The organism is Rhodococcus sp. SGAir0479, assembly GCF_005484805.1.
Lineage (GTDB): Bacteria > Actinomycetota > Actinomycetes > Mycobacteriales > Mycobacteriaceae > Prescottella.
The window spans coordinates 2106016-2118004 of record NZ_CP039432.1; the positions used below are offsets into that span (position 1 = coordinate 2106016).

Sequence of the window (11989 nt, forward strand, 5' to 3'; positions counted from 1 at the left end):
AAGATCAACAAATCGGCAGCTCAGCGCCGTGCGGGCGCCACGCGGCCCGGCGCCGCGGGGGTGGGCACCGGCAGGTGGGGAGCGGTGGGGAGACCGGGTGGGCCGGGGTGGGGAGACCGGGTGGGCCGGGGTGGGGAGACGGGGTGGGGACGGCTCGCGAGGGGGCGGCCCGGCCGCGAGGTGCGCTCGACGACGAAAGGGCGGTGGCGGGGCTCTTGCGAGCCACGCCACCGCCCTCGAGTCGTGCGGTCTTTCCTACGCCCTATTCCTGCTCGAATCTCCTGCGGAACCGGTCCTCCATACGGGAGGAGAACCCACCGCCGCCCTTCTTGCTCCCATGGGACTTACGCGGATGCGATCCGCCCGCAGAACCGTCTCCGTCCGGAACCGCTGCCAGACGACTCTTCCCGTTGCCGAGCAGGAAGAGAATTCCGGCACCGAACATCACGACGAAGCCGATCAAACTGATGATCGGGAATTCGCCCAACCTCACATTCACAGCCACGCCCACGACCAGAAGGACGAGACCCAGCACGAAAAGGGCCACGGCCTGCAACCGGCGCTTGCCGGACGGCGCACGCATGCGGCCGCCTCGCACCGTCGACGCGAACTTGGGATCCTCGGCGTAGAGCGCGCTCTCGATCTGGTCGAGCATGCGCTGCTCGTGCTCGGAGAGTGGCACGGTACCTCCCCCGGCACTAAAGAGTTGGCACCTCACCGCGGTGCGGAGAGGCGGGTAACGGACTGACGGTTACCTGGAATCGATAATACGAGGTGCACCCGCACCTGACCACCTACTCCACCGACGAGTTCTCGAAGAATCGCCGGCGATCTGCGACACCTCGACCGCCGAGGCCGCCAACGTGTCCGGAATCACCGGCGAGTGCTACGCGGAGATCCCCGGATACGTGTCGTCGGCACCCTGTTCGGCGAGGAAATCCTCGACGGCGGTGAGGAACCTCCCCGCCTCCGCATAGAAGCGGTCGGCATCGACATCCGACACGCCGCGGTCGACGCCGGCCTCGATCGCCGCCCGCAACGCCGAGTGCGCGGCGAAGTAGTCGGCCCACTCACCGAACTGGGGTGCCGTACGCGCCATGAGCACCCAGGCGCTGCGCGAGCGCGGCCGTCGCGCCGGAGCCTGCTGTCCCTCCGACGCCGCGAGCACCGCGGCGGCACCCTTGAGCGCCGCGAGATAGGCGCACCGGAAACGCTCGGCGGGCGCCCCGGCCCCGACCGACTCCGAGAGCAGCCCGTCCGCCCGGCGCAGAAGTGCGCCCGCCCGCACGAGCGCCCCGCGGCGTGACCGTCCCCCGTCCGCGCACGGCGCCGCTCCGGGACGCCGCGCGCCCGACACGATCGATGCCGACCGCGGCCGCATCTTCGATACTGCATCCGACATGACTCCGAGCACCTCCCACCGCTTGCGGGTCCAGGGCCGGCGATCCGGCGATGATTCGCTTCCCTCGAACATCACCGGATCGCCGATGTCGAACACATGTTCGACCTATTCAATATAGCTGGACCCACCGACAGGACGTCAAGAGAGAAGAGGGTGAGCCCGAGCATGGACTCCACCGGCAGTACCGGCGCGAGCCCCGGCGAGCGCCCGGATCCCCGACCGGACGCGGCCGCGCCGGTCGTTCTGGAATTGTCGGCGGCCGAGATGCGTGCGCGACTGCCCGAGGCGCTGGCGATCTACGTGGCCGCGATGGGCTACCCGCGCGGCACCGAGTACCACCGCGCCCCCCTCTGGGCCGAGCACACGCGACGTGCGGGGTGGCGCGCGGTCGGCGCCGTCCGGTCCGATCCCGCCGACCCGGACCGCCCTGCCACGCTGGTGGCCATCGCCTACGGGTACCGGGGTGCGCCGGACCAGTGGTGGCAGCAGCAGGTTCGCCACGGCATGCAGTCGACGGGCTGGAGCCGCGACCAGATCGAGTACGTGCTCGGCAACTACTTCGAGCTGACCGAACTGCACGTCCACCCCAGCGCCCAGGGACATCGTCTGGGCGAACGACTGCTGCACCGACTGCTCACCGGCCGTCCCGAGCGCGGAGTCCTGCTCTCCACACCCGAGGTGGCGGGCGAGGACAACCGGGCGTGGCGGCTGTACCGCCGTACCGGATTCCGGGACGTCGTCCGCCACTTCACCTTCGCGGGCGACCGACGGCCGTTCGCAGTTCTAGGCCGGGGGTTGCCGCTGTGATCGATACCGTCGTCGTCGGATCGGGCCACAACGCCCTTGTCTCGGCCTGCTACCTCGCACGAGAGGGCTGGTCGGTGGAGGTCATCGAACGCGACAGCGTCGTCGGTGGCGCCGTCTCGACGGTCGAGCGGTTCCCCGGACACCGTGTCGACCGGGGCTCGTCGGCGCACATCATGATCCGCCACAGCGGAATCGTCGAGGAGCTCGACCTCGCCGCGCACGGGCTGCGCTACATCGACTGCGACCCATGGGCGTTCGCGCCCGCGCCGGCCGGATCGGATCGTCCCGGCATCGTCTTCCACCGCGACCTCGATCGCACGTGCCGGTCGATCGAGGAGTCGTGCGGCAGCGCGGACGCGGACGCCTACCGGCGGTTCGTCGCGACGTGGGGGCCGCGGACGCAACGGGTCATGCGCGCGTTCGCCGCGCCCCCGACCGGAGGGCGGCTGCTGCGCTCGTTCTGGGGTCTCGACACGGCCGGCGGCGCGGGCGCACTCTCACGAGAGTTCCTCACCACGGGCGACGCCCTGCTCGACGAGTACTTCGACAGCGAACCGCTCAAGGCCGCGCTGGCCTGGTTCGGCGCCCAGTCCGGGCCGCCGATGTCCGAGCCGGGCACCGCGCCGATGGTCGGGTTCGCCGCCCTGATGCACACCCTTCCGCCGGGTCGTGCAGTCGGCGGCAGCGGCGCGCTCACCGCGGCGCTGGCCCGCCGCCTCGAATCCGACGGCGGCACCGTCACACTCGGGGACGGCGTGACCGAACTGCGGCGCGGCGACGACGGGTGGACGGTGGTCACCGAGTCGGGCCGCCGGATCCGGGCGCGTACGGTGATCGCCGGGTGTCACGTGCTGACGACCCTCGACCTGCTCGAGCGGGGCGGGTACGACCGGGAGACCCTCGCGGGATGGCGCCGGCGCATCCGGGTGGGACCGGGGATCGGCATGGTGCTGCGACTGGGCACCGATGCGCTGCCGACGTATCCGAGCGCACCGAGCGAGGCGGCCGCGACGTCGGGGCTGCAGCTGCTCGTCTCCGATCGCGCACAACTGCGGACGGCGCACGGTGCGGCCCTGGCAGGTGAACTGCCGCCGCAGCCGGCGGTACTCGCGATGAGTTTCAGCGGCATCGACCCCACGATCTCCCCCGCCGGCGAGCACCAGGTGACGTTGTGGTCGCAATGGCACCCGTACGCGCTGTCCGGCGGCCGGTCCTGGGCCGATCTCGGGGCGACCGAGGCCGACCGCATCGTCGCGGGCGTGGACGCGCTCGCACCCGGCTTCGCGGACAGCATCCGGCACCGGTACGTACAGACCCCCGCCGACATCGAGCGCGAGATGGGCCTGCTCGGTGGCAACGTGATGCACGTGGAGATGTCCCTCGACCAGATGTTCATGTGGCGCCCCCTCCCGGAGCTCGCCGGGCACCGCGTCCCGCACGCCGAGGCCCTCTACCTGACCGGCGCGTCCACACATCCCGGCGGCGGAGTGTCGGGCTCGAGCGGGCGCAGCGCCGCCCGCGTCGCGCTCGCGGACGCGAGTGGCGGACGGCTGCGGCGGGCGCTGCGCAAGACGCTGCGATGAGCACCCGGTCTCCGCTCGTGCCGGTCTCCGCGGTGGTCGCGGCGGCGGCGGTCGGGGCGCAGATCGTCTACCCCCTCGTCGACGGGCGCGTCCGCGACGTCGTGACCGTCGCGGTCGTCGCCCTGCTCGCCGCCGCGTCGATCGTGCACGCGGTGGGCACCCGCGGCGGGCGGTGGGCCGCCGGCATGGTCGTGACCACGGCCGGCATCGGGCTCGTCTCCGAGATCGTCGGGACGGCGACCGGCTACCCGTACGGGTGCTACGAGTACGCGGCCGGACGGCTCGGCTGGGCGCTCGTCGACGTCCCCCTCGTGGTGCCGTTCGCGTGGACGGCCGGCTTCTACCCGGTGTGGTGCGCGGCCTCGCTCGTCACCCGCGGCCGGGTGCGCCGCATCGCTCTCACCACCGCCGGTGTCGTCGGCTGGGATCTGTATCTCGATCCGCAGATGGTCGCCGACGGGCAGTGGCGCTGGTGTGTCACCGATGCCGGGCTGCCCGGTATCGCGCACATCCCGCTCACGAACTATGCGGGATGGGTCGTCGTCGCGGCGGGCATGGCCGTCGTCGTGGACGCGCTCGACCGGCGGCGGCGGGTGACGCCGACGCCGCGTCTGGACGCCGTGCCGATCGCACTGTTCCTGTGGACGTGGCTGGGCTCGTCGCTCGCGCACGCGGTCTTCCTGGACCCGCCGGAGCTGCGGTACTCGGCGGTCTACGGGTTGCTGGCGATGGGTGTCGTCGGCGTCCCGCTGTTGTTGCGGCTGCTCCGGCCCCACCGGAGCACCGACCGCACGGAATCGGACAGCTCCCCCACCACCTGAGCCGAAACGCGGTGCCTGGCACGTGGATGTCGCCGCACCTGGCACGATGTTGCTGTGCAGCCGTCCTCCTCAGGCCCCTCCTCCCGGTCCCGCTCCCCCCGCGTGTTCGCGGCCGCAGTCCTCGCGCTTCTGCTGGTCCCGCTGCTCGCGGGGTGTCTGCGGGTGCAGGTCTCGATGGGCGTGTCCGCCGACGACAAGGTCTCCGGGCAGATCGTCGCGGCGACGGTGCCGCAGAGCGACGACGACAAGGGCCCGCAGCTCACCCCGCCGGGGTCGCTGGCGGGCCGCATCCGCGTGCAGGAGTACCGCAAGGACGGTTACGTCGGCACCCAGGCCTTCTTCAACGGGTTGTCGTTCGGGGACGTCCAGGAGCTCGGCTCGATGTACAGCCAGACCGGCACCGCACTGCAGCTGGCGCTGCGCCGCGCCGGTGACCAGGTGACGCTCGACGGGCGCGTCGATCTCGAGAACGTGCCGGCACAGGGCACCGACGTCCAGTTCACGATCGCGTTCCCGGCGCGGGTCGCAACCACGAACGGTGTCCGTGAGGGCGATTCGACGGTGACGTGGAAGCTCCCGGCCGGTGACGTCAGCACGTTGCGCGCCGAGGTCCGGTACGCCGACCCGAGCACCCGCAGCTTCGCCGGCTGGGCCGGGATGGCGGGCGGCGTCGCGATCGCGGTCGCGGTGATCGTCGGCGGAATGGCGTGGGCCACCCGCAACCGCATGCAGCCCCCGACTCCGCCGCGCGACTCGCGCCCCGCGGCCCCGCGGGAGCCGCGTCCGTCGAGCCCCGCACGGTGATCCGACCCCCCGTGGTTCGCCCGCTCCGCCTCCTCGATCTCGCCACCCGTACCGGAACCGGACTCGCGCTGCTGAGCGCCGCGGTCGCCGCCGTCAACGCCGCGACCCTGCCCCGCCTGCGGGCGGCGACGGTGACCGAACCGGTGACGGTGGTGGTGCCCGCCCGCGACGAGGCCGATCGAATCGCTGCTCTCGTGGCGGATCTGCGCGCCCAGCGCGGACTCGGCACGCTGCGGGTCCTGATCCTCGACGACGACTCCTCCGACGCCACCGCCGACGTCGCGCGGCGCGCGTTCGACGGCGACGGCCGTTTCGCGCTCGTCCACGGCGACGGTCCGCCGCCGCAGGGCTGGCTCGGCAAGAACGCGGCGTGCCGGCGCGGCGCCGACCACGCCGCCCGCCTGATGGATCCGCGGCACCCGGGCGTGCTGGTGTTCCTCGACGCCGACGTCCGCGTGGCGCCCGGCGCGCTCGCGGCCGCCGTCGGCGAGCTGCGCCGCAGCGGGGCCGCTCTGGTGTCGCCGTGGCCGCGGCAGGACGCCGGTTCGGTGAGTGAGCGTCTGCTCCAGCCGTTGCTGTGCTGGTCGTGGTTCGCGGCCCTGCCCGTCGCGGTGGCGAACCGCAACACGCGCCCGTCGATGGCGGTGGCGTGCGGCCAGTTCCTCGTGTTCGACGCCGCGGCGTACTTCCGGCTCGGCGGGCACACCGCGGTGGCGGGCAGCGTCACCGAGGATCTCGACATCACGCGCGCACTCCGGCGCCGGGGCGAGCGCACCGCGGTCGCCGCCGCCCAGGGACTTGCCTCGTGCCGGATGTACACCGGCGCCGCGACCCTGCGTGCCGGACACACCCGGTGGTTGTGGACGCAGTTCGGCTCCCCCGCCGGGGCCGCGGTGGTCGCGGCCGTCGCCGCACTCGGCTACGTACTGCCGCCGGTGGCGATCGTCGCGGGTCGTGGCGGCACCCGAGTCTGGGGCGCGGTGGGCTACGCCGCGGGTGTGGCGTCCCGGCTCACGGCCCGGACGGTCGAGACCGGCCGGCGCCCCCGGGGCACCGACGTGGCGGACGCTCTCGCCCATCCCGCATCGGTGGTCGGACTGATCCGGCTGCTCGCCGCGTCGCATCGCGATCGGCGGCGCGGACGCCTGCGCTGGAAGGGCCGGTCCGTCGGCTGAGGCGGGACCGGCCGCAGGGCCTCACCCCGGATACGTCGTCACACCGCGGCGGACGCCGACATTCCCAGATTCGTGAGCACCTCACTGGTCGCCCGCGCGAAGTTCAGCGTGATGAAGTGCAGGCACGGCGCGCCCTCGGAGATGAGCCGCTCGGCCATCTCGGTCGCCACCTCGATACCGATCTCGCGTACCGCGGCCCGGTTCTCCTCCGGGCCGTCGCCCGCCGCGCGCCGCAGCCGCGTCTCGAGCTCCTCGGGCAACCGCGACCCCGACAGCTCCAGGCTGCGCCGAGCGGACCGCAGCGACGTGATGGGCATGATCTCGGGGATGATCGGCTTCTCCCCCTGCTCGGGGTCGTACGCCACCACCCGGTCCCGTAGCCGCAGGTAGTCCTCGACGTCGAAGAACATCTGGGTGATCGAGTACTCGGCGCCGGCCCGCAGCTTCTGCACCAGATACTTGGTGTCGTGGTCGAGATCCGGTGCCCGGTAGTGCCCCTCGGGGAACGACGCGACGCCCACATGGAAGTCGCCCATGTCCCGCACGAGGCGCACGAGTTCCTCGGCGTACTCGACGCCCTCGGGGTGCTTGACCCACTCGCCGAGCGGGTCGCCCGGCGGGTCGCCGCGCAGGACCAGGACGTTACTGATCCCGCGGTCCGCGTAGGCCCCGCACATCGCCCGCAGTTCGTCGATGCTGTGCCCGACGGCCGTGAGATGCGCGACCGGCAACAGCGTCGTCTCCTCCGCGATCTGCCCCGTCACCCGGACCGTGCGGTCGCGGGTCGACCCACCGGCGCCGTACGTCATCGACACGAACGCCGGGCCGAGCCGCTCGAACGCGCGCACCGCCCGCCACAGCCGCTCCTCGGCGGCCTCGTCGCGCGGCGGCGAGAACTCGACGGAGAAGGGGATCCGTCCGCCCTGCGACGTGTCGGACGAGCGGATACGGTCCACGATCGAAGGGGTCTGGGTCACCCAACCCGCGCTGCTGCGCCCCCGAACGGCATCGAATGTCACCCGGCAAGCATAGGCTGACCTGCCCCGTCGCTGCGCATCGCGTCGCCCGCTCGGTGGGACTGCGGCCGACGCGGCCAGACCTCGGCAGCGGCCCACTAAGGTGGGAGCGAGGCTTCGCGCCGGCCCGAAGCGCCGCGTCGCCGTCAGTGCTCGACCTCGAGTTCCCACGCACCTTGGAGGCAGTTCTGTCCGCCGGAGCCGGTGAGTTTGCTCGCCCGACCCAGTCCACCCCGCCACTGACCGACCTCGTGGAGGCGTCGCTCCGGGAGTTCTTCGCGTCCCGCGCCGAGCTCGTCCGCTCGGTAGGCGGTGGCTACGCCGACGCGGTCGCCGCGCTCGAGAGCTTCGTGCTCCGCGGGGGAAAGCGGGTGCGGCCGGTCTTCGCGTGGACGGGTTGGCTGGGTGCGGGCGGCGACCCGGCCGGTGACCAGGCGTCCGCCGTGCTGCGGGCCGCGTCGGCCCTCGAGCTCGTGCAGGCCTGCGCGCTGGTGCACGACGACATCATCGATGCGTCGACCACGCGACGCGGGTTCCCCACCGTGCACGTGGAGTTCGCCGATCAGCACAGTGCGCAGCAGTGGAGCGGCGGCGCGGCCGAGTTCGGGCGGGCGGCCGCGATCCTGCTCGGTGATCTCGCGCTGGCGTGGGCCGACGACATGGTGCGCGAGTCCGGTCTCGACCACGCCGCGCTCACGCGCATCTCTCCGGTGTGGTCGGCGATGCGGACCGAGGTGCTCGGCGGGCAGTTCCTCGACATCAGCAACGAGGTGCGGGCCGACGAGTCGGTGGAGTCGGCGCTGCGTGTCGACCGGTTCAAGACTGCCGCCTACACCATCGAGCGGCCCCTGCACCTGGGCGCCGCGATGGCCGGCGCGGACGACGCCCTCGTCGCGGCGTACCGGGACTTCGGTCACGACATCGGCATCGCGTTCCAGCTGCGCGACGACCTGCTGGGCGTGTTCGGCGACCCCGAGGTGACGGGCAAGCCGTCCGGCGACGACCTGCGCGACGGCAAGCGGACGGTCCTGTTCGCCGTCGCGCTGCAGCAGGCCGATCGGACGGACCCGACAGCCGCGGCACTGCTGCGCGAGTCGATCGGCACCGAACTGTCGGAGCCGGAGATCGAACGCCTGCGCACGGTGATCACCGACCTGGGTGCGGTGGACGACGCCGAGAAGCGCATCGCCGACCTCACCGAGCGGGCGTTGACCACGCTCGACGGCAGCGACGCAACCGACGAGAGCAAGCGGCTGTTGCGGGACATGGCGGTCGCCGTCACCCGCCGCGACGCCTGACCGCCGTGCGCACGGTCACGGGCGCCACCGACCCGGTCGTCGGGGTCGGGGCCGGGCACGCCGGGGTGTCGGCGGCCCTGCACCTGCTCGGGCGCGGCTACCCGGGCATCACCGCCGACTATGGGGTTGATCACATCCGGACTGCCCGCCGCCATGCCGCGCGCGGCCCACGTGAGTGGGGTGTCTTCGCGCCGGCACACGTGTTCCGGCAGACCGGTCCGTTCCGACGACGTAACCTGACCTCACGCGATACCGACATCGGCCTCGCCGGCTCCGGGACGACACCCGGTTAGGCGATCCGACGGACCTCATTTCGGGCAAACTGGCCGCGCGGCGCATCTGCGGCCGATCGGGGGGAAGGCGTGCCGGACAACCGTGGGCGACGCACTAAACTGAGTCTCCGTCCCATGCTGTCCGGCCGATGCGACGCCGTCGGACAGCGCCGAGCAACCCTTCCGGGGGAGGAACCTGCACCGATGTCGGCCCCTTCCCGATCCCTGAACGCCACCGCCGCCACCGCCGACCGACGGTCCCGGCTGCGTTCGAGCGCCGACTACCTGCGCACGCCCGCCGGGCATGCGAGCGTGCTCGGGTTCCTCGGAGCGGTGATGATCACCTTCGGTGGTTTCGGCGCCGGCAGTGTCCGCAAGCACGATCCACTGCTCGAGGAGATGCGGCTGTCGTGGCTGCGCTTCGGGCACGGCTACGCGCTCTCGATGATCATCGTCTGGGCCGGTGTGCTGTCGATGATCCTGGCGTGGGTGCGGCTGGGCCGGGCGACCATCCGCGGGGAGGTGGGTCTGCGGGCCCTGGCGTGGACGGTTCCGCTGTGGACGGCGCCGTTGCTGCTGGCGGTCCCGATGTTCAGTCGCGATGCGTACTCGTACCTCGCGCAGGGTGCGCTGCTGCGCGACGGCTTCGACCCCTACGCGGTCGGTCCGGTCGTCAACCCCGGCATCCTGCTCGACAACGTCAGCAACGTGTGGACCACCACGACGGCCCCGTACGGCCCGATCTCGCTCCTGATCGGTCAGGGCGTCACGAGCATCACCGGGGACAACGTCGTCGCGGGCACCATGCTGTTGCGGCTGGCGTTCCTGCCCGGTCTGGGCCTGATGCTGTGGGCGCTGCCCCGCCTGGCCCGCCAGCTCGGCGGTCAGCCGACGGTCGCGGTGTGGGTCGCGGTGCTCAACCCGCTGGTGCTCATCCATCTCATCGGCGGCGTCCACAACGAACTGCTCATGGTCGGGCTGATGGTCGCCGGTGTGACGCTGGCCCTGGACCGGCGGCACGTCCTCGCGATCGCCGTGATCGCTGTCGGAGTCGCGGTCAAGGCGATGGCCGGCATCGCGTTGCCGTTCATCGTCTGGATCTGGATCATCCACGAACGTCAGCGCGCGGAGGCCGAGGGCCGGGAGCCGGCGGCGCCGCTGGCGTCGTTCGTGCGGGCCGCCGGTACCGGTGTCGCGGTGTTCGTGGCGATCTTCACCGCCGCCTCGGCCGTCGCCGGGGTCGGGCTGGGCTGGCTCACCGCCCTGTCCGGCTCCGCGAAGATCATCAACTGGCTCTCGCTGCCGACGATCATGGCGCACGTCGTCACGGTGGGAACCGGGTGGTTCACGGGGCTCCGGCTGACACCGGTGCTCGAGGTGACCCGGTCGATCTGCGCGCTCGCGCTGATGGGCCTCCTGCTGTGGATCTGGTGGCGTTTCCGCAAGACGGAGCGGGACGCGGTCCTGGGTATCCTCGCGGCCCTCGTGGCCATCGTGATCCTGTCCCCGGCCGCCCTGCCCTGGTACTACTCGTGGCCGCTCGCGATCGCCGCCGGATTCGCGATGTCGCCCCGAACGCTGCAGGTGGTCGTCGGCCTGTCCACCTGGCTGATGCTCGTCTTCCAGCCGGACGGCTCGATCGGCCTCTACACGTTCTTCCACGTCGCGCTCGCGACCTTCGCCGCCGTCGTGGCCGCGTTGTCGCTGCGGACCGTCGACCCGCTGCGTCTGCGGACGGTCTCGGACAAGTCCACCGAACCTGCGCCGGTTCCCCTCGGATCGCTTCGGGGACCGGACCCGGCGGAGCAACTGGCGCGGACGGCGGCCGACTCCCGGTCCTCGTCCCTCTGACCGGGTGGGCGTCGTCGTGACCCGATCCGCCCCCCAGGACCTCACCCCGTCGTACCGACGTTGCCGCGAACTCGCGGCCCGCCACGGCCGCACCTACTTCCTGGCCACCCGGTTGCTGCCCGCCGAGCGACGCCCGGCGGTGCACGCGCTGTACGGCTTCGCACGCGTCGTGGACGACATCGTCGACACCGACACCGATACCGCAGAGGGCGGCGCGGTCGATCGGGCGGCGGCGCTCGACGTGGTCGAGCAGCAGCTCGCCGCGGCGCTCGCGGGCCGCGCCGTCGACGATTCCTACGCGGGTCCGGTGCTGCCCGCCCTCGCGGACACGATCCGCCGCTACGACATTCCCGTCGAGTACTTCCGCGCGTTTCTCGAGTCGATGCGCATGGACGTGCCCGGGACTCCCGGCTACCGCGCGACCTATCCCGACCTGGCGACGCTGCGCCACTACATGTACGGCTCGGCCGCGGTCATCGGCCTGCAGATGTTGCCGGTCCTCGGCACCAGCGTCCCCACCGGCGACGCGGCACCGTGTGCGGCGGCGCTGGGCGAGGCGTTCCAGCTGACCAACTTCCTGCGGGACGTCGGCGAGGATCTCGACCGTGGCCGGGTCTATCTGCCCGCCGACGAGCTGGCCGCGTTCGGGGTGGACGCCGACCTGCTGCGGTACGGCCGCCGGACCGGCACCGTGGACCCGCGTGTGCGCCGGGCCCTCGCGCACCTCGTCGCGCTCACCCGGTCGGTGTACCGGCGGGCCGAACCTGGACTCGACATGCTCGCGCCCCGGGCCCGCCCCGGCATCCGCGTCGCCTTCGTCCTGTACGGGGACATCCTCGACGAGATCGAGAGGTACGACTTCCGAATCCTCGACCGGCGCGCGACCGTGCCGCGGCGCCGCCGCCTCGCGGTCGCGCTACCCTTGCTCGGGAAATCCCTGTTGCCCGGCACCCGGTAGAC

The 11989-nt window shown here is 72.2% G+C and carries 12 protein-coding genes; 9 read left to right on the top strand and 3 right to left on the bottom strand.

Annotation, left to right across the window (positions count from 1 at the left end):
* Nucleotides 1-262: 262 nt before the first annotated feature.
* Together E7742_RS09830 and E7742_RS09835 are read right to left on the bottom strand one after the other, a co-directional pair.
* Nucleotides 263-682, bottom strand: coding sequence for a DUF3040 domain-containing protein (locus E7742_RS09830; RefSeq protein WP_137798787.1), 420 nt, complete (start codon nt 680-682; stop codon nt 263-265).
* 204 nt (nt 683-886) lie between these two features.
* Entirely contained in the window at nt 887-1402 is a 516-nt protein-coding gene (locus tag E7742_RS09835; protein WP_368076961.1) for an SAV_6107 family HEPN domain-containing protein, read from the bottom strand.
* Between the two features lie 165 nt (nt 1403-1567).
* Here E7742_RS09835 and E7742_RS09840 point away from each other — a divergent pair, with 165 nt between their 5' ends.
* Genes E7742_RS09840 through E7742_RS09860 form a run of 5 tightly spaced genes read left to right on the top strand, consistent with a single transcriptional unit; the run spans nt 1568 to nt 6592 of the window.
* Complete coding sequence (locus E7742_RS09840; RefSeq protein WP_137798788.1) at nt 1568-2209, top strand: GNAT family N-acetyltransferase; 642 nt, start codon at nt 1568-1570, stop codon at nt 2207-2209.
* Nucleotides 2206-3792 carry a phytoene desaturase family protein gene (locus E7742_RS09845; RefSeq protein WP_137798789.1) on the top strand — a complete coding sequence of 529 codons (1587 nt, stop codon included), beginning with the start codon at nt 2206-2208 and terminating at the stop codon, nt 3790-3792. Before E7742_RS09840 ends, E7742_RS09845 begins: the two co-directional genes overlap by 4 nt.
* Entirely contained in the window at nt 3789-4613 is an 825-nt protein-coding gene (locus tag E7742_RS09850) for a carotenoid biosynthesis protein (RefSeq protein ID WP_137798790.1), read from the top strand. Before E7742_RS09845 ends, E7742_RS09850 begins: the two co-directional genes overlap by 4 nt.
* 54 nt (nt 4614-4667) lie before the next feature.
* Nucleotides 4668-5417: an LppM family (lipo)protein gene (locus tag E7742_RS09855; RefSeq protein WP_441346890.1), complete on the top strand. Its 750-nt coding sequence runs from the start codon at nt 4668-4670 to the stop codon at nt 5415-5417.
* Nucleotides 5418-5428: 11 nt separating this feature from the next.
* A complete protein-coding gene (locus E7742_RS09860) occupies nt 5429-6592 on the top strand; it encodes a glycosyltransferase (RefSeq protein WP_175420456.1) in 1164 nt (387 codons plus the stop codon).
* A gap of 38 nt (nt 6593-6630) precedes the next feature.
* Here E7742_RS09860 and metF read toward each other — a convergent pair whose 3' ends face one another.
* Nucleotides 6631-7569 carry a methylenetetrahydrofolate reductase [NAD(P)H] gene (gene metF, locus E7742_RS09865; protein WP_217497529.1) on the bottom strand — a complete coding sequence of 313 codons (939 nt, stop codon included), beginning with the start codon at nt 7567-7569 and terminating at the stop codon, nt 6631-6633.
* A 215-nt stretch (nt 7570-7784) separates the two neighbouring features.
* Between metF and E7742_RS09870 the strand changes: the two genes are divergently transcribed.
* The 4 genes from E7742_RS09870 to E7742_RS09885 all read left to right on the top strand — a co-directional run bounded on the left by E7742_RS09870 (nt 7785) and on the right by E7742_RS09885 (nt 11987).
* A complete protein-coding gene (locus E7742_RS09870; RefSeq protein WP_441346891.1) occupies nt 7785-8906 on the top strand; it encodes a polyprenyl synthetase family protein in 1122 nt (373 codons plus the stop codon).
* Between the two features lie 5 nt (nt 8907-8911).
* Nucleotides 8912-9199, top strand: a complete 288-nt coding sequence (locus E7742_RS09875) for a hypothetical protein (RefSeq protein ID WP_137798794.1) — start codon at nt 8912-8914, stop codon at nt 9197-9199.
* 183 nt (nt 9200-9382) lie between these two features.
* Entirely contained in the window at nt 9383-11029 is a 1647-nt protein-coding gene (locus tag E7742_RS09880) for an alpha-(1->6)-mannopyranosyltransferase A (protein ID WP_137798795.1), read from the top strand.
* A 16-nt stretch (nt 11030-11045) separates the two neighbouring features.
* Nucleotides 11046-11987, top strand: coding sequence for a phytoene/squalene synthase family protein (locus E7742_RS09885; protein WP_137798796.1), 942 nt, complete (start codon nt 11046-11048; stop codon nt 11985-11987).
* Nucleotides 11988-11989: the final 2 nt, after the last annotated feature.